Source organism: Salinibacterium sp. G-O1 (assembly GCF_030063305.1).
Classification (GTDB): Bacteria; Actinomycetota; Actinomycetes; order Actinomycetales; family Microbacteriaceae; genus Rhodoglobus.
In genome coordinates this window covers 265,618-291,626 of the sequence record NZ_JASISV010000002.1, presented here as the reverse complement: position 1 = coordinate 291,626, position 26,009 = coordinate 265,618, and the positions used below count along the sequence as shown (strand labels likewise).

Sequence of the window (26,009 nt, the reverse complement as noted above, 5' to 3'; positions counted from 1 at the left end):
TTGGTACCCGTTGCTAGCTGAGTGCGCGGATGATCGCAGGCACAGACTGTGCGGGGTTGGCGAGGGTGAGGCTGAGCACGGGACGACCGTGATCGGCAAGCACGCTCGCGTCGCCATCGGCCTGAGCCCGGATGAGCTGGCCAAAGGTGAAGGGACGATCCGGAATCTGAAGATCGACGTCGTCGCTGATCAGGATCTGGAGGAACACACCCACGGCCGGGCCGCCCTTGTGGAACTGCCCGGTGGAGTGCAGGAACCGCGGACCCCAGCCAAAGGTGACAGGTCGGCCAGAACGCTTCGCGACGGCGTCACGCAAGGCCAGGAGCGCAGGGTGAGCCACGCGATCGACATAGGCCTGAATGGACACGTAACCGTCAGCAGGAAGTGCGGCGACAAGCTTGTCGATCGCACCCGCCAGGTCCGTCACACCATCGACTACGTCGGCTGTGCCACGAACCTCGACGTCGCCATCCACGAATGCAGGGCTCGCGGGGGTCGATGGGTTGTCGATGAGCGCGCGGCTTGCGATCTTGGCCGACTCGACATCGGGCTGGTCGAACGGGTTGATCCCGAGAATCCGGCCGGCGATTGCCGTCGCGTATTCCCAGACCAGAATCTGGGCGCCGAGGCTGCCCGCGATCTCGATCTCTCCGGGGGCGACCTTCTTCGTGTCGTCCCAATCGCCAACGAGGCGAACCACCTGCAGGTCGTGAAGATTCGCACTGAGTTCGGGGGAGTGGGCATCGAGAACGACGGGCAGGATGCCCTTGCCGATCTTGCCCGTCGACTCAGCGATGAGCTGCTCGGCCCATTCGCCGAACCCACGGATGTGGGTGCCGTCAGAGACGATCGCCAGCTTGTCCTTCAGTGGCTGTGTGCCGGCAATGGCGGCGGCAAGCACGAGGCCAGGGTTCGCCGGGTGATCGACCGACAGTTCGACCATGACGCCTTCGGCCTCGTCGAGGAGTTCGACGAGGTCGACCCCGGCGAGTCCGGACGGCACAAGTCCGAATGCGGTGAGCGCTGAGTAGCGTCCACCCACGGTGGGGTCGGCGTTGAATACCCGGTATCCGGCTGCGCGGGCTGCGGCATCGAGCGGCGAGCCCGGGTCGGTCACGATGACGATGCGTTCGAGCGGGTCGATTCCCGCATCGGTGAAGAACTGCTCGTAGATGCGCTTCTGGCTGTCGGTTTCGAGCGTCGAACCCGATTTGGATGAGATCACGACGGCGGTCGTGGCGAGCCGATCGCCGAGGGCAGCAAGGACCTGACCGGGATCGGTCGAATCCAGCACAGTCAGCTTGACGCCGTACGTGCCGGCAATCACCTCGGGGGCGAGGGATGAGCCACCCATGCCACCGAGGACTATGTGATTGACACCTGACGCGCGAAGCGCATCCCGCAGAGCGTAGATCTCGGGGATGAGCGGACGAGAGACGGTGACCGCCTCAACCCAGCCGAGGCGCTTCTCTGACTCTTCTTCAGCCTCGGCACCCCACAGCGATGCATCTCCGCCGGTCAGGCGGCTCGCAACGAGGTCCTTGATCAGCTCGGGAACGACCCGCTTGACGGCATCTGCCGCGGCACCGGAGACGGCGATCCTGACGCTCATTTTGCGGCCTCGAGTGCGGCAGCAACCGTGTCGAGCAATTCGTTCCACGACACGATGAACTTCTCGACGCCCTCCTTCTCAAGAAGCGCCGTCACCTCGTCGTAAGAGATACCGAGCGCTGCCAGGGCGTCGAGCGTGTTGTTGGCTGCGTTATAGCCGCCCGTGACGTTGTCGCCCGTGATCACGCCGTGGTCGAAGGTAGCCTCGAGGGTCTTCTCCGGCATGGTGTTGACCGTCTCGCCGACAGCAAGTTCCGTGACGTACAGGGTGTCTGGCAGCGAAGGGTCTTTCACTCCGGTGGAGGCCCACAGCGGTCGCTGCTTGTTTGCACCGGCCGCAATCAGCACCTTGGCGCGCTCTGAGCTGAACTCCTGCTCGTAGACCTGGTACGCGAGTCGCGCGTTGGCGATTCCGGCCTTGCTCTTCAGCGCCGTGGCGTCGTCGGTGGAGATCGCGTCGAGGCGCTTGTCGATCTCAGTGTCTACTCGTGACACGAAGAACGACGCCACCGAGTGGATCGTTGAGAGGTCATGCCCTGCTGCCTTGGCCTGCTCGAGGCCGGTGAGGTATGCGTTGATGACCTCGCGGTGGCGCGACAGGCTGAAGATCAGGGTCACGTTGACGCTGATTCCCGCCCCGATGGTGGCCGTGATCGCCTCGAGGCCCTCAACCGTTGCCGGGATCTTGATCATCGCGTTCGCGCGGTTGACCTTGGCCCAGAGTTCCTGCGCCTGCTGGATGGTTCCGGCAGCATCGTGCGCGAGACCGGGCTCGACCTCGATGGAGACGCGACCATCTTGGCCACCCGTCGCGTCGTAGACCGGGCGGAAGATATCGCTCGCCGCCGCAACGTCATCCGTGGTGATCTCGAAGACTGCCTCGGTCACGGTCTTGCCTGCGGCGGCCAGCTCGGCAACCTGGGCGTCATAGGCCTCACCCTTGGCAAGCGCGGTGGCGAAGATCGTCGGGTTGGTGGTGACGCCGACAACATTGCGCTCAGCGATCAGCTGCTGAAGTCCGCCCGAGTTGATCCGCTCACGAGAGAGGTCGTCGAGCCAGATGCTGACGCCTGCTGCGGAGAGGGCTGCTGTGGGGGTTTCGTTGCTCATAATTCTCTATCTCCTTTGCCGGGGGCCTAGACGGCCGCCAGCGATTCCTTGGCTGCGGCCACGGCGGCCTCGGTGGTAATCCCAAATTCACGGAACAGGGTCTTGTAGTCTGCGGACGCACCGAAGTGTTCGATCGAGACGCTTCGGCCTGCGTCGCCGACATAGCCACGCCAGGTCAGCGCAATGCCGGCCTCAATCGAAACGCGCGCCTTGACTGCGGCCGGGAACACGGATTCGCGGTATGCGGCATCCTGCTCCTCGAACCATTCGAGGCTCGGCACCGAAACGACACGGGCGTTCACGCCGTCAGCCTTCAGCGCCTCACGGGCCTCGACAGCGATCTGCAGCTCGGAACCGGTCGCCATCAGGATGACGTCTGGCGTGCCGTTGGGCGCGTCAACCAGAATGTATGCGCCCTTCGCGACGTGCTTCGCCGAAGCGAAAGTTTCGCCGTTGGCGACGTCATCGCCGCGCTCGAACACCGGGATGTTCTGGCGCGTGAGTGCGATGCCGGCCGGGCCGTTGCGTCGCTCGAGAATCGTCTTCCACGCCCAGGCGGTTTCGTTGGCGTCGCCGGGGCGCACCACATCCATTCCCGGAATCGCGCGAAGCGATGCGAGCTGCTCGATCGGCTGGTGAGTCGGTCCATCTTCTCCGAGCGCGACGGAATCGTGCGTCCAGACAAAGATCGACGGCGACTTCATCAGCGCGGCCAGGCGGACTGCCGGGCGCATGTAGTCGCTGAAGATCAGGAAGGTTCCGCCATAGGGACGCGTGTTTCCGTGAAGAACGATTCCATTCAGGATGGCGCCCATCGCGTGCTCGCGGATTCCGAAGTGCAGGGTGCGGCCGTAGGGGTTGCCCGTCCACTCGTGGGTCGAGTGTTCGCTCGGGATGAACGACGCTGCGCCCTCGATCGTGGTGTTGTTCGACTCAGCAAGGTCGGCAGAGCCGCCCCAGAGCTCGGGGATGACGGCACCGAGAGCGCTCAACACCTTGCCGCTGGCAGCGCGGGTTGACACCTCTTTTCCGGCCTCGAACACCGGCAGAGCGTCCTCGACGCCATCCGGCAGCGCACCGGAGAGCACCCGGTCGAGAAGCACCTTCTTGTCCGGGTTGGCCGTGGCCCACGCCTCGAACTGCACGTTCCACTCGGCGTGGGCTGCCTTTCCGCGCTCCACTGCCTTGCGGGTGTGCTCGATGACCTCGGGGGCGACCTCGAAGGTCTGCTCAGGGTCGAAACCGAGCACTGACTTGACGGCGGCGAGCTCTTCGCTTCCGAGTGCTGATCCGTGGATCTTGCCGGTGTTCTGCTTCTTCGGGCTTGGCCAGCCGATGATCGTCTTGAGGATGATCAACGATGGCTTGTCCGTTACGCCCTGAGCCGCCTCGATCGCGGCGTTCAGCTCAACGACGTCCTCGGCGTACACGCCGGTCTTTTTCCAGTCGACGACCTGAACGTGCCAGTTGTAGGCCTCGTAGCGGGCCTTGACGTCTTCCGTGAAGGCGATGTTGGTGTCATCTTCGATCGAGATCTGGTTCGAGTCGTAGATGCCGATCAGGTTGCCGAGCTGCTGGTGGCCGGCAAGCGACGACGCCTCGCTGGAGACACCCTCCTGCAGGTCGCCATCGCCGGCGATGAAGTAGATGTTGTGATCGAAGGGGCTCGTGCCAGCAGCGGCGTCCGGGTCGAAGAGCCCGCGCTCGAAGCGGCTCGCGTACGCGAATCCGACGGCTGAGGCGATGCCCTGGCCGAGCGGGCCCGTGGTGATCTCCACCCCATCGGTGTGCCCGTACTCCGGGTGCCCCGGTGTCTTGGAACCCCAGGTGCGAAGCGCCTTCAGGTCGTCGAGCTCGAGGCCGTATCCGCCGAAGTAGAGCTGGACGTACTGGGTGAGGGAGCTGTGTCCGACCGAGAGGATGAAGCGGTCGCGGCCGATCCATTCGTTGTCACTGGGGTCGCGACGCATGACCTTCTGGAAGAGCAGGTACGCAGCTGGCGCGAGGCTCATCGCGGTTCCAGGATGCCCGTTCCCAACCTTCTCGACGGCGTCTGCCGCGAGGATCTTGGCGGTGTCTACTGCCTTGCTGTCAATGGGGTCCCACTGGAGAGTTGCCACGAGGTACTGCACCCTTCTTAGAGCGGCCTCCCGAGCGCTTCGCCCGGAAAACGGTAATGGTGGATCTGCTGAGGACGACAGTGTCTCCTTCGCGGCGCAACAAAACCACAGGTTCATGGTGTCTGCGTTTCCCGCGAAGGGCAGGCCTAATCAGTATAGAGAAGCCTGCATGGTCACGGAGAAAGCTACGCCGGAGGTCATCGGCGAGCAGTCAGCCGACCGCTGCGCGTCGCTTAGAATCGTCTATATGGATGTAATGGTCAAGAATCACGCCCCTCGGGAGCGCGTCAGCATCCTCAGAAAAACGAAAGCGTACGTCGCGCTCACCAAGCCCAGAGTCATTGAGTTGCTGCTGGTTACCACCGCGCCCGTGATGATTCTGGCCGCCGGTGGCATCCCCAACCTCTGGCTGGTGCTGGGAACCCTGGTGGGCGGCATCATGAGCGCGAGTTCGGCGAACGCCTTCAACTGCTACATCGACCGCGACATCGACCGCGTCATGGACAGGACGAAGAAGCGCCCGCTGGTCACCGGGGAACTGAGCGACCGCGAGGCACTGGTGTTCGCGTGGGCTTCGGGGGTCGCCTCCGTGCTCTGGCTGGGTCTGCTCATCAACTGGCTGGCCGCAGCTCTGTCGCTTGCCGCCATCCTGTTCTACGTGCTCGTCTATACGCTCGTGCTGAAGCGTCGCACACCGCAGAACATCGTCTGGGGCGGTGCAGCCGGATGCATGCCGGTGCTCATCGGCTGGGCTGCTGTCACCGGCGATCTCAGCTGGGCACCCATCATCCTGTTCGGAATTGTCTTCCTCTGGACCCCGCCGCACTACTGGCCGCTGTCGATGAAGTATCGCGCTGACTACCAGTCGGTCAACGTCCCCATGCTCGCCGTCGTGCGCGGCCGGGCAGTGGTTGGGCTGCAGGTGGTGCTTTACGCCTGGGCCACAGTCGCGTGCTCGCTGCTGTTGATCCCCGTCGCCGATATGGGCATCCTGTACACGGTTGTCGCCCTGGCCAGCGGAGCCTGGTTCATCATCGAGTCACACCGGCTGTACAGCACGGCTATCCGTCACGGCGACGTTCGCCCGATGCGCGTCTTCCACAGCTCGATCACCTACCTGACGCTGGTCTTCCTCGCCGTGGGCATCGATCCGCTTCTGCCCTTCTAGACCGCCGGCACCCGCTCGACGGCATTGACTGGGTCGGCTTTGGCAGCATCGATCAGGTTTCCTCGCAGCGACAGCAGCACGGCTGTCATGGCGGCGACCAGCGCGCCGGCGAGAACCATGTGGATGCCCACCAGAAGTTCGGGAAGCCCAAGTCGCGCCTGCGTGAGGCCGACAATCATCTGTGCGACCTCCACCGCGACAAGGGCGAGCACCCACCGGCGCTCGACGGGGAATCGCAGGACGACGATCGCCAGCAGCACGCTGAGTCCCAGCGTCACGTACGCGGGCCAGCTGTGCACGTGCTGCAGCAGCACGGGGTCGAGCCCGTTGCGAGGAGCCGGTTTGGCTGGATCTGAATTGTCGCCGGCGTGCGGGCCGGAACCGGTGGTCAAAATCCCCACGACGACCGTGACGGCGACGAATACGGCTGCGAGTCTGCCCAGCAGCACCACCCACGACGGCACGAGCGAGCTGAGCCCCCGTGGCCCGTTGTAGACGCGCCAGACGAGAGTGGTGGTGACGGCGACGAGCACGATCGACACCGCGAAGTGAGCGCCGACGACATAAGGGTTCAGACCGGTGAGTACCGTAATCCCGCCGAGAACCGCCTGGAACGGGATGCTCAGGCCCTGCACGAGCGTGAGCCTGAACAGGTCCCGCCGTTGGCGACGGAATCGCACCACCGACAGGAATGCGGCGATCGTGATCGCGGCCAGCACGAAGGTCAACAGGCGGTTGCCGAACTCGATGAAACCGTGGATGCCCATCTCGGGCGTGGCGATAAACGACCCATCCGTGCACTGCGGCCAAGTCGGGCATCCGAGGCCGGACGCGGTCAGGCGCACAGCTCCACCGGTGGCGATCAGCGCGACCTGGAACGCCAGCGACAGCCATGCCGCCACCCGAACACGCCGATCGACGCCCGACGGCAACCACTGAATGAACCGATCCACTACGCGACGCACCACAGAAATACTGTCCTCTCAACAAACCCAAGCAATCATAGGCAGCCGCTGATGGGCGTTGCCGCCGAGCTCAGACATCCCGAGTCTGGTTGTTTGCCTCCTAAACCGGCCAGTCGCAGCTGCTGCCTGTAAGATTGAGTGGTTCTACGAACGCAACCGCGCCGAACAGTCAATGTTGATGACGGGCATCGAGCCCCGTCCTGCCACTACAACGACAGGCCGGAGTTGGTCCCACATCCCGCGGCGCAATCCCGTTTGAAGGAATGCCGCGGCAGCCACCTCGGTTGGCCAAGGTAGGGAAAGAGGAAAGCTATGTCTGACGTACTGATCGATCGCCCGGAACTTAACGGTCTCGGGCAGTATGAATTCGGGTGGTCCGACTCTGATGCCGCTGGCGCTTCCGCGCGGCGAGGAATCAACGAAGAGGTCGTCACTGACATCTCCCGGTTGAAGAATGAACCAGAGTCGATGCTGAAGTTGCGGCTCAAGGGCCTGCAGCTGTTCCGCCGCAAGCCCATGCCCACGTGGGGTGCCGACCTCTCGGGCATCGACTTCGAGAACATCAAATACTTTGTGCGCTCTACCGAGAAGCAGGCGCAAACCTGGGAAGACCTTCCCGAGGACATCCGCAACACCTACGAGAAGCTGGGGATTCCGGAGGCCGAGCGCAAGCGTCTCGTCTCAGGTGTCGCCGCCCAGTACGAATCTGAGGTCGTGTTCCACTCGATCAACGCAGAGCTCGAGGCGCAGGGCGTCATCTTCATGGACACGGATACCGCCCTTCGCGAACACCCAGAGTTCTTCGAGGAGTACTTCGGCACCGTCATCCCGGCCGGCGACAACAAGTTCGCCGCGCTGAACACCGCCGTGTGGTCGGGCGGGTCATTTGTGTATGTGCCCAAGGGTGTGCACGTTGAGATCCCTCTTCAGGCCTACTTCCGCATCAACACCGAGAACATGGGCCAGTTCGAGCGAACGCTGATCATCGCCGACGAGGGCTCGTACGTTCACTACATCGAGGGCTGCACCGCTCCGATCTACAAGTCGGACTCGCTTCACTCCGCCGTGGTCGAGATCATCGTGAAGAAGAACGCCCGCGTTCGCTACACGACGATCCAGAACTGGTCGAACAACGTGTACAACCTCGTGACCAAGCGAGCCATCGCCCACGAGGGCGCAACGATGGAATGGATCGACGGCAACATCGGCTCCAAGGTGACGATGAAGTACCCGTCGATTTACCTCGTGGGGGAGCACGCCAAGGGCGAGACCCTGTCTGTCGCCTTCGCGGGCCCCGGCCAGCACCAGGATGCCGGCGCGAAGATGATCCACATGGCGCCATACACGACGTCATCGATCGTGTCGAAGTCGATCGCCCGTGGTGGTGGTCGGGCCGGATACCGCGGTGAAGTCCGGGTTGACGAGAAGGCGCACCACTCCGCGAACACCGTCCGGTGTGACGCGCTGCTGGTCGACACCATCTCGCGCTCAGACACGTACCCGGCAATCGACATCCGCGTGGATGACGTGCAACTCGGCCACGAGGCCACGGTCTCGAGGGTCAGCGCAGAGCAGCTGTTCTACCTGCAGTCGCGCGGTATGCCGGAAGACGAAGCCATGGCGATGATCGTTCGTGGATTCATTGAGCCCATCGCTCGTGAACTGCCGATGGAGTACGCGCTCGAACTCAACAAGCTCATCGAAATGAGCATGGAAGGCAGTGTGGGATGACCTTCCTCCTAACCTCGAAAGGAACTGTCGGATAGTGACCGTAGTAACCACACCCGAACAGCACGGGGCGACGGCCCACAGCGACGGCGGATGGGGCGAACCGGGATACGTTCCCGTGCAGACCCGCTCTGCGCGCTTCACGTCGGTCAACCACGACGATTTCCCGGCCGTTACCGGCCTTGAAGTCGACTGGAAGCTCACCCCGGTCAAGCTCGTCCGCGACCTCATCGACGGCAAACTCGACGGTTCCCCCTATGACTATGTCGCCAGCGAGGTGCAGGGCGTCGCCATCGAGTGGGCCGACCGCGACGATGCCAGCATCGGCCGTGCCGGAACCCCCGAGGACCGCGCATCCGCGAACGCCTGGTCGAGCTTCGAGAAAGCTCTCGCGATCACGGTGACCTCCGAGGAGCACGTCGACGTCACAGTCTCACGCTCCGCTCTCGGGACCTCACCGCGAGCAGCCCACACGGTGATCACCGCGAAGGCGAACAGCGACTCCACGATCATCCTGCAGTCGACTGGCTCGGCAACGCTGAGCGAGAACGTCGAAATCGTCGTGGAGGATGGTGCGAAACTGACAGTCATCTCGCTCCAGGAGTGGTCGAACGATGCCCTCCAGCTCTCGAGTCACTTCGCGACGGTCGGTCGCGACGCGGTGCTCAAGCACATGGTGATTTCACTCAGCGGTGCAGTCGTGCGGCTCAACCCATCTGTGCATCTCGCCGGAGAAGGTTCTGACGCCGAGCTGTATGGCCTCTACTTCGCCGACGCCGGCCAGCATTTCGAGCAGCGTGTCTACCTGCACCACCTCGGCCAGAACACCAGGGGCCGCGTCAACTACAAGGGCGCTCTGCAGGGTGCCGGCGCTCGCGCGGTCTGGGTGGGCGATGTGTTGATCGGCCCAGACGCCGCCGGCACGGACAGCTACGAGCAGAACCGCAACCTCGTGCTCACCGAGGGCACCCGCGCTGATTCGATCCCGAACCTTGAGATCGAGACCGGCGATATCCTCGGGGCTGGCCACGCCAGCGCCACGGGACGTTTCGATGACGAGCAGTTGTTCTACCTCCAGTCGCGAGGCGTCAGCGAGGCAGAGGCGCGCCGGCTCGTCGTCATCGGCTTCCTTTCTGAGATTGTTCAGAAGGTGGGCAACGCCGAGCTCGAAGCCCGCCTGCACTCCGCGATCGAGGCTGAGCTGTCGCTCACCGCGGCAGTGGCACTGTGACCGCCGTGCGGGTCTGCACCACCGCAGAGCTCGAAGAGAACAAAGCATTCAGGGTGGTGCTGGATGGCACGGCAATCGTCGTGGTCAAAGACTCGAGCGGCGCCGTGCATGCGATCGGTGATACGTGCACCCATGGCGACATCTCGCTGGCTGAAGGCTTCGTCGAAGACGACGCCATCGAATGCTGGGCCCATGGGTCGCAGTTCTCGCTCGCAACGGGCAAGCCCCTCAACCTTCCGGCCTATGAGCCGGTACCGGTCTTCGACGTCAACGTCGACGACTCAGGCGTCGTATACATCGACCCTGCCAACAAGACACTGGCCTCCTGACCCAGCACGGTCACGGCCCCAACAGGAAACAGAGCAATGTCAATTCTTGAAGTGAAGGATCTCCACGTCAGTGTCGAGACCGAACAGGGCACCAAGCAGATTCTGAAGGGTGTTGATCTCAGGATCGCGCAGGGTGAGATCCACGCGGTCATGGGGCCAAACGGCTCAGGCAAGTCGACTCTTGCCTATTCGATCGCCGGCCACCCGAAGTACCACGTCGAAGGCGGCTCCGTGCTGCTGGATGGCGTCGAGGTGCTCACGATGAGCGTCGATGAGCGCGCCCGCGCCGGCCTCTTCCTCGCGATGCAGTACCCGGTCGAAATTCCGGGTGTGCGCATGGCAGACTTCCTGCGCACCGCCAAGACTGCCCTCGACGGCGAAGCACCCGCCCTGCGCCCCTGGATCAAGGAAGTGGCCGCGGCCATGAAGGATCTGCGCATGGACAAGGCCTTCTCGGAGCGCAACGTCAACGAGGGCTTTTCGGGCGGCGAGAAGAAGCGTCACGAGATCCTGCAGCTCGAGCTTCTCAAGCCGAAGTTCGCAATCCTCGACGAGACCGACTCCGGTCTCGACGTCGACGCACTGAAGGTGGTCTCGGAGGGTGTCAACCGCGCCAAGGAAGCTAACAACCTCGGCGTGCTGCTGATCACCCACTACACGCGCATCCTGCGTTATATCACTCCGGACTTCGTTCACGTGTTCGTCGACGGGCGCATCGCCGAGGAGGGCGGGCCCGAGCTTGCCGAGCGCCTTGAGAACGAGGGCTATGATCGCTTTCTCGCCGACACGAGCGTAATCTAGCCCCATGTCGACCGCCCTAGCGCCCGCACTCTTCGATCAGGTCGAAGAGGGACTGAAAGATGTGATGGATCCCGAGCTCGGGGTGAACATCGTTGACCTCGGTCTGATTTACGACCTCAGCTGGGATGACGAGAGCAACGCTCTCATCATCAGCATGACGCTGACCTCGGCCGGTTGTCCGCTCACCGATGTGATCGAGGAGCAGATCGCGCAGTCGCTCGATGGCATCGTCGACGCTTTCCGCATCAATTGGGTGTGGATGCCGCCGTGGGGCGCCGAGAAGATCACCGACGATGGGCGCGACATGATGCGCGCGCTCGGATTCTCGATCTAAACTCCCCGAACTGCAAAACGGCCCGTGCGATGCTTCGCACGGGCCGTTCGCGTTCGCTGCGGTGCTTACTGGTGCTGCGCGTTCTTCCTGTCGCGACGGCCGACTGCCGCCCACGCGAGAGTGATGATGCCAGCGCCGAGGACAGCTTTCACCACACCACCGAGGATGAACGGGTACAAGCCAGCGCTGAGCACGTAGTTGAGGTCGGTGGGTGCGCCGACGGCGCCCAGGTAGGCGGCGAGCCAGGGCAGACCGAAGGCGAAGGTCACGACGGATCCGGCCACAAACGCCACAAATGCTCGCAAGAGTTTGCGATCCCATTCGCGCTGGGCGAGCCATCCGGTGAGAATCGCGGCGAAGATGAACCCGATGATGTATCCGCCGGTGGGACCGGCAACGACACCCCAGCCCGACGAGGACTCGCTGAACACGGGCAGACCGACGATTCCGAGCAGGGCGTACAGCACCATCGAAACGCCACCGCGCACAGCACCCAGCGTCACTCCGACAAGCAATACAGCCAGAGTCTGGCCGGTGACGGGCACGGGCCACAGTGGCACGGCGATCTGGGCTGAAACGGCAGTCAGGGCGGCTCCTGCAACGACGAGAGCGACATCCCGCGCAAGAGTGCGACTAATGACGCGGTCAGCCAGAGTTGGTCGCCCGAGGGCCAGGGACAGGTTGCTCAAAGTTGCTCCTCGAAGATCTGAAAACGGATCGGGGCCATGTGCACCGCTCCACGAAGTAGACTAGCTGGCTGGTGCGCTGTTGGACCGTACCCTTCCCCTCCAAAAGAACTGGCCGTTCTTTATTACTAAAGGATTTCCACTGTGCTTTCTGTGCACGATCTCGAGCTACGCGTCGGCGCACGCCTCCTGATGGACGAGGTCTCTTTCCGCGTTGACCGCGGAGACAAGATCGGTCTGGTCGGGCGTAATGGCGCCGGCAAGACCACCCTCACCAAGACCCTGGCGGGGGAGTTGCAGCCGGCAGCGGGTCGAATCGACCGCACCGGCGAGATTGGCTACCTGCCGCAAGACCCGCGCTCGGGTAATCCCGAAGACCTTGCTCGCACCCGAATCCTCGACGCCCGCGGTCTGGGATCGATCGTTGTGGGTATGGCTAAGTCGATGGAAGACATGGCCAACCCGGATGCAGCGCTCAGCGCAGCGGCCATGAAGAAGTACGGCAATCTCGAGGAACGCTTCACCGCGCTCGGTGGCTATGCCGCCGAGGCCGAGGCTGCGTCGATCGCGAGCAACCTGAGCCTGCCCGACCACATCCTGGATCAGAAGCTCTCGACCCTCTCCGGTGGGCAGCGCCGACGCATCGAGCTCGCCCGCATTCTCTTCTCCGGGGCAGACACCATGCTCCTGGATGAGCCGACCAACCACCTCGACGCCGATTCGGTCGTCTGGCTGCGGGAGTTCCTGAAAGGGTTCTCCGGCGGACTCATCGTGATCACTCACGATGTGGCTCTCGTGGAAGAGACCGTCAACAAGGTCTTCTACCTCGACGCGAACCGACAGACGATCGACCAGTACAACATGGGCTGGAAGAATTACCACAAGCAGCGCGCGGCCGACGAAGAGCGCCGCAAAAAAGAGCGCGTCAACGCCGAGAAAAAGGCTGGCGTGCTCACCACGCAGGCAGCGAAATTCGGGGCGAAGGCCTCGAAAGCAGCGGCCGCCCACCAGATGGTCGCCCGCGCCGAGAAGCTGCTCGCCGGCCTTGATGAGGTCAGAAGCGTCGACAGGGTCGCAAAGCTGCGATTCCCGGAGCCGGCACCGTGCGGTCGAACGCCCCTCATGGCATCCAATCTCAGCAAGAGCTACGGCTCACTGGAGATCTTTACCGCGGTGGACCTCGCGATCGACCGTGGCTCCAAGGTCGTCATCCTCGGCTTCAACGGTGCAGGCAAGACGACCCTGCTCAGGATGCTGGCTGGCGTCGACAAACCAGACACCGGCCAGATCGAACCGGGACACGGGTTGCGCGTCGGGTACTACGCGCAGGAGCACGAGACCATCGACGTCAAGCGAACCGTGCTGCAAAACATGGTGTCGTCCTCACTGAGCATCACCGAGATGGAGGCGCGTCGTGTACTCGGCTCGTTCCTCTTCACGGGCGACGACGGCCACAAGCTCGCGGGAGTTCTCTCCGGCGGCGAGAAGACACGACTCGCACTGGCCATGATCGTCGTCAGTGGAGCCAACGTGCTGCTGCTGGATGAGCCGACCAACAACCTCGACCCGGCAAGCCGTGAAGAGATCCTGGGCGCCCTGGCGAGCTACAGCGGCGCCGTGGTGTTGGTGAGTCACGATGAGGGCGCCGTTGAGGCTCTCAACCCCGAAAGAGTACTCATCCTGCCTGACGGCATCGAGGATCACTGGAACAAGGACTACGCGGAGCTCATCTCGCTCGCCTAACGGTCGACGCGATCCAGAATTGCGTCTTCGATCTCGGCATCGGTGGGAGCCTTCGCTTCAGCCTTGAGGCGTCGCGCCTCTGCACGCTCACGCTCCTGCGGATCGTCGGCGTTCCTGACGCGGTACTCCTGCCTGATCGCCCAGCCCAGCCCGACGAACGCCATGAGCCCGAACACGATCCACTGGAACGCGTACGAAAGGTGAGGGCCTTCGTCGGCGACGGGCTTGGTGACGGCCACGGGCCGGACTGCTGGAGCAGGATCTTCGCTGGCCATGAGCCCGTACGCGCCGGTGAAGATCGGCCGGTCAATGATGTCGGCGATGGTCGTCAGATTAATGGTGGCGACCTGTCCATCGGGAGCCGACCGACCGGGGATGTTGGGCTCGCCGGCCTTCAGACGGGCGACCACCGTGATCTCGCCCGCCGGAACCTGCGGGACCGAATCCGGGGCATCCTGTTCATTGCCCGCCCGAATCCAGCCACGGTCGACAATGAAGACCGAGCCGTCGTCGAGTTCGAAGGGTACGAGCTGCTCAAAGCCGGCGTTGCTGTCGAGTGGGCGTCCGCGGGCGAGCAACTCGTCATCGGCAAGATAGTGGCCGGTCATGGTGACCGGCGTCCATTTGTCGTCAGGGTCGAAGGCATCCAGCGTGAAAAGCACCTCGGTCACGGGCCTGGGCGCTGACGCCCAGTTTGCATCGACGCGGGTAATCTCCGCCCTGGCCTCGTCCCGACGCGCCACCTGCCAGTACGACAACCCTGCGCAGCCGATGGCGAAGACGATGACGAGCGCGAGATACCCGAGCCACCGCCGCGAGAAGGCAAAGCCCCAGTTCTTCATGTCGGCACCACACTCACGTCCTGGTCGAGGCCAGTGACGAGCACGGGGAAACTACGCGAAGCAAGATAATCGCGCAGGAATTCGCTGTGTTCGTCGCACGCGAGCCAGATCTTGACACGATCCTCGGTGTGGATTCGCGGATTGCGCCAATTGACCTTTGCCGACGCGGGATTCGTGCATCCCGCCCGGGAGCATCGGTCGATGAGAGGGCCCTCCGCGCCAATCACGTGTCAGTACCTTTCATGTGTGGACCGGCCATTCACTCGTGGTGAGCCCCCGGTGCTCTATACACCGGCAGGATCGATCCCGGCCGCTCGACCGCGTCACCCTCTTTGCCGCCGACATTCGCGATAACCACAGCAATGTACGGCAGAACGAGTGCGCCGATTACGCAGGCTAGCAGCCACCATCCCTGCGCGAAGAAACAGGCTATGACACAGGCGACGCGAATGCTCATGGCAACCGAGTACCGAATGACCCGCCTGCGCTGGTCATCCTGGGGTGATTCTGGGAGCGACGTGATCGACTGCTTCTGGTTCACAATTCCTGCTCTGCTACCTGGCCCACGAAGTCCCAGACGCGGCCACCTGAGGGTCGGCTGACACCTCCTTACAAGCCTACGTCGCAATCGCGCGACTATATGCTGGAGCGCATGACCAGCGGAGAACTCCCAGCAGACTTCATTCCACGCACCGTCCTTGTGACCGGCGGCAACCGCGGAATCGGATGGGCCATCGCAGAAGATTTCGTGGCAGCGGGCCACAGAGTCGCCGTCACGGCACGCTCAGGGAGCGGTCCGGACGGATCGCTCACCGTCATCGCCGACGTGACGGATTCCGCGAGCCTCGATGCCGCATTCGCCGAAATCGAAGCTCAGCTTGGCGCAGTGGAAATTCTCGTCGCCAATGCAGGGATCACCAGGGACACCCTGCTCATGCGCATGTCTGACGACGATTTCACTGACGTGATCGACACCAACCTGAGCGGAGCGTTCCGGGTCGTCAAACGCGCCTCCAAGGGGATGATGAAGGCCAGATTTGGACGCATCATCCTGGTTTCGAGCGTGGTCGGCCTGCTCGGATCGGCCGGACAGGTGAACTATTCGGCATCGAAGAGCGGGCTTGTGGGCCTCGCCCGTTCCGTGACGAGAGAATTGGGCAGCCGAGGCATCACCGCCAACGTCGTTGCTCCCGGATTCATCGAAACCGACATGACGGCCGCGTTGCCGGACGAGCAGCAGAAGGCGTACCTGAAGCAAATTCCGGCGGGCAGGTTCGCCAGTCCGCTCGAGGTCGCCAGGGTGATTCGCTGGCTCGCAGGTGACGAGGCCGGCTACATCTCCGGCGCTGTCATCCCCGTCGATGGTGGACTTGGGATGGGTCACTAACTCACGCTGCAGCGACGCCCCGACGTTCTGAAATCAGCCGCGCAAGCCCAGAAGGGGCAGCACTTGTGCAAGGTCGCGCTCATCGATCAGCACGCCAGCGAGGTCTCGCACCGGAGCTTTCGCGTCGAACCCCACCGCGAGCCCGGCAATGGCCATCATTTCGAGGTCGTTGGCGCCATCTCCGACGGCGACGGTTCGGGAGAGCGGCACCCCACAGTCGTCGGCCCACTGCTTCAACGTGGTGGCTTTTGCTGCGGCATCCACAATCTGGCCGATGACGCCGCCGGTGAGAACGCCGTCGGTGACCTCAAGCCGGTTGGCCCGGCAGTAGTCGAGACCGAGTTCGGCCGCCACGGGGTCGATGATCTCGTGGAAGCCGCCTGAGACGACCCCTACGCACCCGTCTGCAGCGTGAATGGCCGCAACCATCTCGGGCACACCGCGAGTCACGGTTACCTCGGCTCGAACCGTTGCGAACACCGACTCCGGAAGACCTTTAAGGGTCGCAACCCGCGCCCGAAGGCTCTCTGCGAAGTCCAGCTCGCCGTTCATCGCCTGGCGGGTGATCGCCTCAACTTCCGTGAGAGAACCGGAGTGCGCGGCGAGCAACTCGATGACCTCATCCTCGATGAGGGTCGAATCGACGTCGAGCACGACAAGGAAGCTGGGCATAGACGTGGCCTTCCGCAGGGCGTGGATCAGGTGACGACAACGCCCTTTCCGACAACGGTGATTCCCGTTTCGGTAACCGTAAAGCCGCGCGCACGATCGGCATCATGGTCGACGCCGACGGAGGCGCCCTCGGTGATGACGACCTCTTTGTCGAGAATAGCGCGTCGGACCGTTGAGTTTGGCTCGATGCGTACCTTCTCGAAGACGACCGAGTCGACGACACTCGCACCAGACCCTGCGACCACCCATGGGCCGATCATGCTGCGCTCGATTTGTGCGCCGGAGATGACGCAGCCGAGCGAGATGATCGAGTCGATCATGGTGCCCTGGTTGCCTTGGGCGTCACGCACGAACTTGGCCGGGGGAGAGTTGAGCTGCTGGCTGAAAATCGGCCACTCGGTGTTGTACAGGTTGAAGATCGGCAGTGCAGCGATCAGATCCTGGTGAGCATCGAAGAATGACTCGATCGTACCGACATCGCGCCAGTAGAAGCGGTCGCGTTCGGTGGAGCCAGGCACTTCATTCCGGTTCAGGTCGTACACACCGGCAAGGCCGCGCGAGACGAAGTCGGGAACGATGTCGCCGCCCATGTCGTGGTTGGAGTCCGAGCGCTCACCGTCTCGCTGCACGGCATCCATGAGCACGTCTGCGTCGAAGATGTAGTTACCCATCGACGCAAGCACCTCTTCAGGAGAGTCAGCGAGCCCAATCGGTTTCTTCGGCTTCTCGTGAAATGCGGCAATCTTTGCGGGGTTCTCAGAATCGACTTCGATCACACCGAATTGATCAGCGAGGGCGATCGGCTGGCGGATGGCTGCCACCGTGACCCCGAAACCTGAGGCGATGTGCGCCTCGACCATTTGGCTGAAGTCCATGCGGTAGACGTGGTCGGCGCCAACGACGATCACGATGTCCGGCTTCTCATCGCGAAGCAGGTTGAGGCTCTGAAGGATGGCATCGGCCGAACCGCTGAACCAGCGCTTGCCCAGTCGCTGCTGAGCCGGAACTGAGGCGACGTAGGCGTTGAGCACCTGGCTGAGACGCCAGGTCTGCGACACGTGCCTGTCGAGGCTGTGGGACTTGTACTGGGTGAGCACCACGATCTGACGCAACCCCGAGTTGATGAGGTTGCTCAGCGCAAAGTCGATAAGTCGATAGCCGCCCGCGAACGGCACTGCGGGTTTGGCCCTGTCAGCTGTGAGGGGCATGAGGCGCTTACCTTCACCGCCAGCGAGGACGATGCCGAATATCTTCTTTGATGACATGAGGCAACACTAGGGGAGGTGCGAGCGGTTTTGTTGCACTCATGTGGAGTAGCGTCTTGCCATGCGAGTAGATCTGATCAGCAAGGAATATCCACCTGAGGTGTATGGCGGAGCTGGAGTGCACGTCGCCGAACTCGTAAGGGCTCTGCGCGGCGATCTCGATGTCGTCGTACGTTGCTTCGGAGCGCCGCGCGATGAACCAGACGTGCACGCCTACGGTGTGCCATCCGAGCTTGGTGCAGCAAACTCCGCGCTTGCGACACTCGGCGTCGACCTGCAGATCGCACAGGATGTGGCCGGAGCCGACATCGTTCACTCCCACACCTGGTACGCCAACGCCGCAGGCCACCTCGCCTCGATGCTGCATGGGATTCCTCACGTAGCCACCGCACACAGCCTCGAACCGCTGCGTCCCTGGAAGGCTGAGCAGCTCGGCGGCGGCTACCGCGTGTCGAGCTGGATCGAACGCACAGCTTTTGAGGGGGCGGCGGCGGTCATCGCCGTCAGCGAGGGCATGCGTCGCGACATCCTGCGCTGCTACCCATCGCTGGACGAGCAGAAGGTGATCACCGTCCACAACGGCATCGACCTGGCGCGGTGGAAGCCGGTGGACGATGACACCATCGTGCGCGAGCTCGGGATCGACCCCGACCGCCCCTCCGTCGTGTTCGTCGGCAGGATTACGCGCCAAAAGGGGCTCCCATACCTGCTTCGCGCCGCCGCGATGCTCCCGCCGGAAGTACAGCTCGTGCTCTGCGCGGGCGCGCCCGACACCCCGGAGATCCTTGCAGAAGTGCAGGCAGGCGTGCAGGCCCTTCAGGCCGAGCGTTCCGGAGTGGTGTGGATCGACAAGTTGCTAAGCCAGCACGACCTCTCGGCCGTGCTCACCCAGGCCACCACCTTTGTGTGCCCGTCCGTGTACGAACCGCTGGGGATCGTGAATCTTGAGGCGATGGCCTGCGGGGTTCCCGTGGTGGGCACCGCCACTGGCGGAATCCCCGAGGTGATTGTCGACGGCGTGACCGGCAGGTTGGTTCCGATCGATCAGGTTGAGGACGGCACCGGCACCCCGACCGACCCCGACCGGTTCGTCGCCGACCTCGCCGCGGCACTGGCCGAGGTCGTCAGTGACCCGGTCAACGCCAAGAAGATGGGCGCCGCTGGTCGCGTTCGGGCCGAAACCGACTTCAGCTGGGTGACAATCGCAGCTCGCACTCAAGAGATATACGCGAGTCTCACCTAGGTCCCGGTCGTCACGCCGTAGGCTGAGGGATCATGGCAAGTGTTTTGCAGTTCTCTGACGTCACCGTCGTTCGCGACGGCAATCCGATCCTCAATTCCGCGAACTGGACGGTGGATTCTGCCGACCGTTGGGTGATTTTGGGGCCCAACGGCGCTGGGAAGACCACCCTGTTGCAGCTTGCTGCTGCACAGATGCATCCCAGCTCCGGCCGCGTGCAGATTCTTGACGACAGCCTGGGTCACGCCGATGTCTTCGAGCTGCGTCCCAGGATCGGCTTCGCGTCGAGCGCCCTGGCACGCAAGGTCCCGCGCGATGAGCGAGTCATCGACGTTGTTCTCACCGCGGCGTACTCGGTGACGGGCCGCTGGAACGAGACTTACGAAGAGGTCGACACCAAGCGCGCCCAGCGCGTCCTGGCCGAGTGGAAGCTCACCCATCTCGAAGATCGCCGCTTCGGCGATCTGAGTGACGGCGAGCAGAAGCGGGTGCAGATTGCCCGCTCTGTGATGACGGATCCTGAACTCCTGCTGCTCGACGAGCCAGCAGCGAGTCTCGATCTCGGCGCACGCGAAGAACTCGTTGGCCTGCTTGGCGGATTCGCCTCGGAAGACACCTCGCCGGCGATCGTCATGGTCACGCACCACGTCGAAGAGATTCCGCCCGGCTTCGGCCACGCAATGCTGCTCTCTCACGGCGAGGTTAGGGCCGCAGGGCCGATCGGCGACGTCATCACCTCCGAGAACCTCACGGAGGTTTTCGGACTCCCTCTGGTCGTCACCCACGAGAACGAGCGATTCACCGCGCGGTCTGCCTGAATATTTGGTAGTCTGTTATGTCGGCTCCGCGTGAGCTGGCCTTGAGCGCTCGTCGCTCCCTCATTCATCAAGCTCTCCCTCGCGCAAGATCCTCTCGCGCAAGACATCTATTTGAAGGAACGTTCATGAAGACCGACATCCACCCCACGTACAACGCGATCGTTTTCCGCGACCTCGCGTCGGGCGCCACGTTCCTTACCCGTTCGACCGCCACCAGCGAGAAGACGATCGACCTCGACGGTGTCACGTACCCCGTAATCGACGTCGAGATCTCGTCAGAGTCGCACCCGTTCTACACCGGCAAGCAGCGCATCATGGACTCCGCCGGACGCGTTGAGAAGTTCAACTCGCGTTACTCAGGTTTCGGCACCAAGAAGGACTAGTTCCTCAGGTTCCACAGAAAGGCGGCCCTCGGGCCGCCTTTCGTCGTTAATGGCGCGGCCCCGAGACCGGCAGAGGGTGGTTATCCCGCGTCTAGAACCTGGAGGCGCGGCGAGTCACCCAGAGGGGCAGGATCGTGTCGCGCGTGAGAGGTGCGAGCTCGATTCCAGCTGGCTCATCGCTGTCGATCCAGATGAGTTCCTCGATCTCGCCCGAAGCGATGGGGGTGAGGGAGGTCATCATCGCAAATACTTCGGCCCGGATTACCGTGTCCGACTCGTTGGCAGCCTCGGCCCTGAAGCTACCGAGGTATTCGGTCTCACCGAGATCCAGTTCGAGCCCGATCTCTTCGAGAAGTTCACGTGACAGCGCCACGACGGCACTCTCGCCGCGTTCGATCTTGCCGCCAGCCTGCATGAACGAGGAACTTCCTCGCTTGCGCACGAGCAGCGTCCGCCCATCCGGATCAGTGATGATGGCGGCAGCGACCCGAAGCACCGTCGGGCGAAGCGTCGGGCGCGCGGGTGGTGCCGCATCCTGGTTGTCAGAGTCTGCTGAGACTGGGTCGAGATCGAGTTGCTGGTCAAACGATGCTGGCTCTGCGTCCGGGCCTGGCTCATCCGCAAGGGCATCAAGGTCGAACACGTTCCACAGGAGGTCGGGGTCGTCGCCGGATGCTTGTGGCTCCTCGACGAATGGCTCCACGAGCACCAGGGGCTCATAGCCGGCCTCAGGGCCAGAGTCGGAGACATCCGGCTCGATGAGGCGATCGAACTCGTCCGGCTCGACCGTGTCAGTGGGTTCGTCGGGCGCGATTACGGGTTCCACGTCGCGGAACTGCACGGCCTCCACCTCAGACACGCTCGCGCTCGCCCGTACAGGCGCAGCTTCGAGCGCGACCCTGTCGAATACGAGCACTCCGGTATCAAAGTCGAGGTGAGGCACGCGCAGGCTGGGTCGGGGCGAAGGCGCCGCGATTGGCTGGGTGTCCTGGATGCTCGCGGAAAGGTCTGTCGTGCGCACCGGCCAGATCGTGTCGGCGACGAAGTCTTTGTCACCCTTTACCCGGCGGATGTAGTCGGCGAAACTCGCCGCCTGATCGGCGTACCACGTGACCTGGCTGACATGCAGTTCGGCTGGGGACACATCCAACTGATCGGGATACGCGGCGCCGAGCGCGAGCGCCACCCGACCGGCGGCGATCGCGTCAGCGCCGGCGTCGTGCGCCTCATCCAGCTCGACACCGTAGAGCGCTGCCGCGGCTTCCAGCGTGCGCTTACCTTTGCGGAACTTGTCAACGAACTTGTCGAGCACCAGCGGGTCGATTACCGGGGACGCCACAGCGAGGGGTTCAATCCCGTGGCGTCGGCACTCGCGGTCGAGAAGGGTGAGGTCATAGGGCGCGTTGTAGACGACGAGGGGAATGTCGAGCGCGAAAAGCACCCGCAGGCTCTGACTGATTTCGGCGACGACGTCTTTGGCGTTTCGGCCGAGCGACCGGGCACGCTCCGTCGTGATGCCGTGGACGGCCGAGGCGCCCGCCGGGATCTCGATACCGGGGTCGGCGAGCCAATCCCATCTGGCAACGACCGAGCCGTCCGGGCGGAGGATTGCGATGCAGGCTGACACGATCCGTGCGGTGTCGACATCGACCCCGGTGGTCTCGAGATCGAAGACGCCGAGTTGGCCCCAATTGTTCATGACCTCAGGCTAGGGCTGGCGGGTGATCACGCCGCGCAGGCTCGCTGCCCGAGCGCGATCACGTGCCGGCGCTAGACGCGGCTGCCTGCGAATCGGGAATCGCCCAGATGCAGCCAGTAGAAGCTTTGCGTGCCGAGAGTGAGGGTGAGGGATCCGTCCTCGCCGACCGGCGGGAACTCGCCTCCACCGAAAAGGTCGAACGAGGTGGCTCCCGCATATCCCTCGACCTGGATGGTCGCCGACACGGGATTATGAGCAAAGCTGAAGACACACAGGATTGACTCGGGGGAGTCGCCGAACTGGGTTCCCGCCCCCTCGTATTCGCGAACGAACGCAAGCACAGACTCGTGGTTTGTCTGCAGCACCCGCAAAGAACCAAGCCCGAAGGTCGGGTGCCCCTTACGCACATGGATGACGTTGCGCACCCAGTGCAGGAGCGAGCGGGACTGCGCCAGCTGCGATTCGACGTTGACGAGGTTGTAGTTGTAGACCAATGACTGCACTACCGGCAGGAAGAGCTTTCCCGGGTCCGCGTGCGAGAAGCCGGCGTTGCGGTCCGGTGTCCACTGCATGGGCGTCCTGGAGGAGTCTCGGTCGGGCAGCCAGATGTTGTCACCCATCCCGATCTCGTCGCCGTAGAACAGGAAGGGGCTGCCCTGCAGCGAGAACAGCAGCGCGTGGGCAAGCTCCAGTTCGGCGCGCGAATTGTCGAGAAGCGGCGCCAGCCTGCGGCGGATTCCCACGTTCGACCTCATCCTCGGGTCGTAGGCGTACCAGCCGTACATCGCCTGGCGGTATTCCTCGCTCACCATCTCGAGGGTGAGCTCGTCGTGGTTGCGCAGGAATACGCCCCACGCCGCGCCCTCGGGCATGTCGGTCGTCTCGGCGAGCACCCGCACCAATTCGCCGGCGTTCTGGGAGCGGAGAGAGTAGAAGATTCGGGGCATGACGGGGAAGTCGAATGCCATGTGGCACTCGGGCTCTTCTTCCGTTCCGAAGAACGCCACGACCTCCTGGGGCCATTGGTTCGCCTCGGCGATCAGCACACGGCCCGGGTATTCCCGGTCGACCATGGCGCGGATCTCTTTGATGAACGCGTGGGTCTTGGGCTCGCCCTCACCGTTGCCGTCTTCAGACTCAAACAGGTACGGGATGGCATCAAGGCGCACACCGTCCACTCCCAGGTCCATCCAGTGCCTGATCGTGTCGAGCACTGCCTCGCGCACGGCAGGGTGCTCGAAGTTCAGGTCGGGCTGGTGCGAGAAGAACCTGTGGAAGAAGAACTGTCGACGTACCGGGTCGAACGTCCAGTTCGACTCCTCGGTGTCGACGAAGATGATGCGAATGTTGGGGTACTTCTCGTCTGTGTCGCTCCAGACGTAGTAGTCGCCGTACGGTCCCTCTGGGTCTTCGCGCGACTGCTGGAACCAGTCATGAGCATCCGAGGTGTGGTTCAGCGGGTAGTCGATGACGACGCGCATGTTTCGCTCGTGTGCTTTGGTGACCAGCTCTTTGAACTCGTCGAGCGTGCCGAATTCGGGCAGCACCGTGGTGAAGTCCGAAACGTCGTAGCCACCATCGCGCAGTGGCGAACTGTAGAACGGGGGGATCCACAACGCGTCGACACCGAGCCACTGCAGGTAGTCGAGCTTGGAAATGAGCCCCGCGATGTCGCCAGAGCCGTCGCCGTTGCTGTCGTAGAACGACCTGACCATCACCTCGTAGAAGACCGCGCGGCGGTACCACTGCGGGTCGAGGGCTAGTCCGGGCAGCTGGATGGGCGCGGTAAAAGTCACACGTCGAGTCTATGGCGGAGACCTTCGCCTGTGTCCAGACCCGGCTCGGCGCGCGCCGTCGGTGTGTGATCCCCGATCCGGAGCATCCTCGTAGAATCGTCTCGATGACCGTCGAATCGCCCTACGCCGCCCTTCTTGCCGAAATCCCCGCCCGTCGGGGCGTCGTCGACGTGCTCGGCAGCAGCACCCACTACTGGGAGTACGGACCGGAGGATGCCTCTACCGTCGTCGTCGTCGTACACGGTTACCGGGGTGAGCACCACGGTCTCGAGCCCGTGATAGCGCAACTGCGGGGCATCCGCATCATCAGCCCCGACCTGCCGGGCTTTGGGGAATCGACCGCGCTGGTTGGCCAGCGGCACGACATCAGCGGTTACTCGCAGTGGCTCGGTCAGTTCGTCGACCGGATGGGCGTAACGGGCACCGCCATCATTCTTGGCCACTCCTTCGGCTCGATCGTGGTCTCGTCGGCGGTGGCCGGAGGGCTGCCCACCCCCAGACTCATCCTTGTGAATCCGATCGCGGCCCCCGCCCTCGAAGGGCCGAACGGCTTCATGAGTCGACTGACGCTGCTGTATTACCGCGCTGGCCGGGCACTTCCCGAGAGGGTGGGCAAGAGTCTGTTGAGCAGCTGGCTCATCGTCCGATTTATGAGTGTGTTCCTCGCGCAATCCAAAGACCCGGCCCTGCGCCGCTGGATTCACGCGCAACACCACAGCTACTTCAGCCGCTACGCCAACCGCGACACGGTCGTCGAAGGCTTCGAGGCATCCATATCCAGCGACGCCAGCATGTTCGCGGCACAGATTGCGGTTCCTACCCTGCTGATCGGCGCTGATCGCGACCCCATCACCACGGTCGCAGCTCAAGAGGAGTTGGCAGCCCTGTTCCCCAGCGCCCGCCTCGAGATTCTCGCGGGCGTCGGGCACCTCGTGCACTACGAGAAACCCCGCGAAGCGGCCGCCCTCATTCTCGACTTCGTCGGGGAAGGTTCGCTCGCGTGAAGATCATCTTTGATTGCCGCTACACACGCATCGGGCGCCACGACGGCATCAGTCGCTACGGCGCCAGGCTCGTGGAGGAACTGTCGAAACTCCACCCCGTGACGATGCTGATCTCCGACCGGCGCCAGCTCGAGATGCTGCCCGATCTGCCGTGGGTCATGGGCTCAGATCCGACCTCGGCAAAAGAACCCTGGATCGCGCGGCAGGTCAACAGGCACGCTCCGGATGTCGTCTTCACTCCCATGCAGACCATGGGCCCCGGGGGTCGGGACTACGCGCTCGTGACCACCGTGCACGACCTGATCTACTACACGCACCGCACGCCGCCACGCGACCTCAATCCCGCGCTGAGACTGCTGTGGCGCGGATATCACCTCTGGTGGGGGTTCCAGCGCAGCCTCCTGAACAAGGCTGACGCGCACCTCGTCGACTCGGAGACCACTCGGGACCTGATGGCCGAACACCGGCTGACGCGTAATCCCATGACAGTTGTGCTTCTCGGCACCGAGCAGTCTGAGGTTTCTCCCGAGCGGACTGCCCCGGCATCCAAAAATCTCGTCTACATGGGTTCGTTCATGCCGTACAAGAACGTCGACCTCATCGTCGCCGCGCTGCATGACCTGCCCGACTATCGGCTGCAACTGATGAGTCGCATCACTGACGACGAGAAGGCCAGGCTGACGGCCCTGGCGCCCGCGGGTTCGCTCGAATTCTTCAACGGTGCGAGCGATGAGGAGTACGCCGCGGCGACGCTCGGCGCGACCGCCCTGGTCTCAGCCTCGCGAGACGAGGGCTTCGGCCTTCCGGTCGTCGAGGCACAGGCTCTCGGAACGCCCGTGCTGCTCAGCGACACCCCTATCTTCCGCGAGATCGGGGGAGCACCTGCAGGCTTCTTCGATCCGTCCAGCCCCGCGTCGTTCGTCGCCGCCGTTCGTGAACTCGAGGATGTTACCGAGTGGTCCCGTCGGTCGTCGGCCTCCGTCGAGTGGGCTAAACGCTACAACTGGCCGGACGCGGCTCGCGCTCTGCTCGACGTGCTCACAGACGCCGTTCAACGACGCGCGGCACGCCACTGAC

General features: G+C 63.3%; 25 protein-coding genes. 13 read left to right on the top strand and 12 right to left on the bottom strand.

Translation table 11 applies throughout. The features are described 5' to 3' along the window. Positions 1-13: 13 nt before the first annotated feature. From QMG83_RS07790 to tkt, 3 genes are read right to left on the bottom strand one after another with little or no spacing between them, the layout of a single operon-like run. Positions 14-1,612, bottom strand: a complete 1,599-nt coding sequence (locus tag QMG83_RS07790; RefSeq protein ID WP_283504810.1) for a glucose-6-phosphate isomerase — start codon at positions 1,610-1,612, stop codon at positions 14-16. Further along, complete coding sequence (gene tal, locus QMG83_RS07785) at positions 1,609-2,721, bottom strand: transaldolase (RefSeq protein WP_283504809.1); 1,113 nt, start codon at positions 2,719-2,721, stop codon at positions 1,609-1,611. Before tal ends, QMG83_RS07790 begins: the two co-directional genes overlap by 4 nt. Before the next feature lie 26 nt (positions 2,722-2,747). Continuing rightward, the gene (gene tkt / locus QMG83_RS07780; protein WP_283504808.1) at positions 2,748-4,841 is read right to left on the bottom strand and encodes a transketolase; all 2,094 of its coding nucleotides are present in this window, start codon (positions 4,839-4,841) and stop codon (positions 2,748-2,750) included. Positions 4,842-5,088: 247 nt separating this feature from the next. On the opposite strand from tkt, the gene QMG83_RS07775 reads away from it, so the two are divergent. Next, on the top strand, positions 5,089-6,009 hold the full coding sequence (locus QMG83_RS07775) for a heme o synthase (protein WP_283505532.1): 921 nt from the start codon (positions 5,089-5,091) through the stop codon (positions 6,007-6,009). On the opposite strand, the gene QMG83_RS07770 is transcribed toward QMG83_RS07775, so the two are convergent. After that, positions 6,006-6,977, bottom strand: a complete 972-nt coding sequence (locus QMG83_RS07770) for a COX15/CtaA family protein (protein WP_283504807.1) — start codon at positions 6,975-6,977, stop codon at positions 6,006-6,008. The genes QMG83_RS07775 and QMG83_RS07770 overlap by 4 nt on opposite strands. A gap of 309 nt (positions 6,978-7,286) precedes the next feature. On the opposite strand from QMG83_RS07770, the gene sufB reads away from it, so the two are divergent. Genes sufB through QMG83_RS07745 form a run of 5 tightly spaced genes read left to right on the top strand, consistent with a single transcriptional unit; the run spans position 7,287 to position 11,397 of the window. Beyond that, positions 7,287-8,705 carry a Fe-S cluster assembly protein SufB gene (gene sufB, locus QMG83_RS07765; protein WP_283504806.1) on the top strand — a complete coding sequence of 473 codons (1,419 nt, stop codon included), beginning with the start codon at positions 7,287-7,289 and terminating at the stop codon, positions 8,703-8,705. A 31-nt stretch (positions 8,706-8,736) separates the two neighbouring features. Then, positions 8,737-9,933, top strand: a complete 1,197-nt coding sequence (gene sufD, locus QMG83_RS07760; protein ID WP_502949027.1) for a Fe-S cluster assembly protein SufD — start codon at positions 8,737-8,739, stop codon at positions 9,931-9,933. Beyond that, the gene (locus QMG83_RS07755) at positions 9,930-10,262 is read left to right on the top strand and encodes a non-heme iron oxygenase ferredoxin subunit (protein WP_283504804.1); all 333 of its coding nucleotides are present in this window, start codon (positions 9,930-9,932) and stop codon (positions 10,260-10,262) included. The genes sufD and QMG83_RS07755 overlap by 4 nt, the downstream gene beginning before the upstream one ends. Positions 10,263-10,298: 36 nt before the next feature. Continuing rightward, positions 10,299-11,063: a Fe-S cluster assembly ATPase SufC gene (gene sufC / locus QMG83_RS07750; RefSeq protein ID WP_283504803.1), complete on the top strand. Its 765-nt coding sequence runs from the start codon at positions 10,299-10,301 to the stop codon at positions 11,061-11,063. A 4-nt stretch (positions 11,064-11,067) separates the two neighbouring features. Next, positions 11,068-11,397 carry a metal-sulfur cluster assembly factor gene (locus QMG83_RS07745; RefSeq protein WP_283504802.1) on the top strand — a complete coding sequence of 110 codons (330 nt, stop codon included), beginning with the start codon at positions 11,068-11,070 and terminating at the stop codon, positions 11,395-11,397. A gap of 65 nt (positions 11,398-11,462) precedes the next feature. On the opposite strand, the gene QMG83_RS07740 is transcribed toward QMG83_RS07745, so the two are convergent. Further along, positions 11,463-12,086: a biotin transporter BioY gene (locus QMG83_RS07740; protein WP_283504801.1), complete on the bottom strand. Its 624-nt coding sequence runs from the start codon at positions 12,084-12,086 to the stop codon at positions 11,463-11,465. A gap of 141 nt (positions 12,087-12,227) precedes the next feature. Between QMG83_RS07740 and QMG83_RS07735 the strand changes: the two genes are divergently transcribed. After that, the gene (locus QMG83_RS07735; RefSeq protein ID WP_283504800.1) at positions 12,228-13,826 is read left to right on the top strand and encodes an ABC-F family ATP-binding cassette domain-containing protein; all 1,599 of its coding nucleotides are present in this window, start codon (positions 12,228-12,230) and stop codon (positions 13,824-13,826) included. Here the strand turns inward: QMG83_RS07735 and QMG83_RS07730 are convergent. The 3 genes from QMG83_RS07730 to QMG83_RS07720 are packed head-to-tail and all read right to left on the bottom strand — an operon-like array spanning position 13,823 to position 15,209. Next, a complete protein-coding gene (locus QMG83_RS07730; protein WP_283504799.1) occupies positions 13,823-14,668 on the bottom strand; it encodes an SURF1 family cytochrome oxidase biogenesis protein in 846 nt (281 codons plus the stop codon). The two genes, QMG83_RS07735 and QMG83_RS07730, sit on opposite strands and share 4 nt — an antisense overlap. Next, entirely contained in the window at positions 14,665-14,895 is a 231-nt protein-coding gene (locus QMG83_RS07725; protein ID WP_502949014.1) for a hypothetical protein, read from the bottom strand. Before QMG83_RS07725 ends, QMG83_RS07730 begins: the two co-directional genes overlap by 4 nt. 32 nt (positions 14,896-14,927) lie before the next feature. Then, entirely contained in the window at positions 14,928-15,209 is a 282-nt protein-coding gene (locus QMG83_RS07720) for a DUF3099 domain-containing protein (protein WP_283504798.1), read from the bottom strand. 111 nt (positions 15,210-15,320) lie between these two features. On the opposite strand from QMG83_RS07720, the gene QMG83_RS07715 reads away from it, so the two are divergent. Then, positions 15,321-16,055 carry a beta-ketoacyl-ACP reductase gene (locus tag QMG83_RS07715; protein WP_283504797.1) on the top strand — a complete coding sequence of 245 codons (735 nt, stop codon included), beginning with the start codon at positions 15,321-15,323 and terminating at the stop codon, positions 16,053-16,055. A 33-nt stretch (positions 16,056-16,088) separates the two neighbouring features. On the opposite strand, the gene serB is transcribed toward QMG83_RS07715, so the two are convergent. Together serB and QMG83_RS07705 are read right to left on the bottom strand one after the other, a co-directional pair. Beyond that, positions 16,089-16,727, bottom strand: a complete 639-nt coding sequence (gene serB, locus QMG83_RS07710; protein WP_283504796.1) for a phosphoserine phosphatase SerB — start codon at positions 16,725-16,727, stop codon at positions 16,089-16,091. Between the two features lie 26 nt (positions 16,728-16,753). Then, entirely contained in the window at positions 16,754-17,992 is a 1,239-nt protein-coding gene (locus QMG83_RS07705) for a glucose-1-phosphate adenylyltransferase (protein WP_283504795.1), read from the bottom strand. 61 nt (positions 17,993-18,053) lie between these two features. Here QMG83_RS07705 and glgA point away from each other — a divergent pair, with 61 nt between their 5' ends. The 3 genes from glgA (at position 18,054) to QMG83_RS07690 (ending at position 20,433) form a co-directional block, all read left to right on the top strand. After that, a complete protein-coding gene (glgA, locus tag QMG83_RS07700; RefSeq protein ID WP_283504794.1) occupies positions 18,054-19,235 on the top strand; it encodes a glycogen synthase in 1,182 nt (393 codons plus the stop codon). A gap of 32 nt (positions 19,236-19,267) precedes the next feature. Then, positions 19,268-20,050: an ABC transporter ATP-binding protein gene (locus tag QMG83_RS07695; protein WP_283504793.1), complete on the top strand. Its 783-nt coding sequence runs from the start codon at positions 19,268-19,270 to the stop codon at positions 20,048-20,050. A gap of 125 nt (positions 20,051-20,175) precedes the next feature. Next, positions 20,176-20,433, top strand: a complete 258-nt coding sequence (locus tag QMG83_RS07690; RefSeq protein ID WP_283504792.1) for a type B 50S ribosomal protein L31 — start codon at positions 20,176-20,178, stop codon at positions 20,431-20,433. 91 nt (positions 20,434-20,524) lie between these two features. On the opposite strand, the gene QMG83_RS15415 is transcribed toward QMG83_RS07690, so the two are convergent. Both QMG83_RS15415 and treS read right to left on the bottom strand, forming a co-directional pair. Then, on the bottom strand, positions 20,525-22,132 hold the full coding sequence (locus tag QMG83_RS15415) for an exonuclease domain-containing protein (RefSeq protein WP_349357627.1): 1,608 nt from the start codon (positions 22,130-22,132) through the stop codon (positions 20,525-20,527). Between the two features lie 71 nt (positions 22,133-22,203). Then, complete coding sequence (gene treS, locus QMG83_RS07675; protein ID WP_283504791.1) at positions 22,204-23,928, bottom strand: maltose alpha-D-glucosyltransferase; 1,725 nt, start codon at positions 23,926-23,928, stop codon at positions 22,204-22,206. Between the two features lie 104 nt (positions 23,929-24,032). Between treS and QMG83_RS07670 the strand changes: the two genes are divergently transcribed. Together QMG83_RS07670 and QMG83_RS07665 are read left to right on the top strand one after the other, a co-directional pair. Continuing rightward, the gene (locus QMG83_RS07670; RefSeq protein WP_283504790.1) at positions 24,033-24,932 is read left to right on the top strand and encodes an alpha/beta fold hydrolase; all 900 of its coding nucleotides are present in this window, start codon (positions 24,033-24,035) and stop codon (positions 24,930-24,932) included. Continuing rightward, positions 24,929-26,008 (top strand): glycosyltransferase family 4 protein, encoded by a 1,080-nt coding sequence (locus tag QMG83_RS07665; RefSeq protein ID WP_283504789.1) that lies wholly within the window; start codon positions 24,929-24,931, stop codon positions 26,006-26,008. The genes QMG83_RS07670 and QMG83_RS07665 overlap by 4 nt, the downstream gene beginning before the upstream one ends. Position 26,009: the final 1 nt, after the last annotated feature.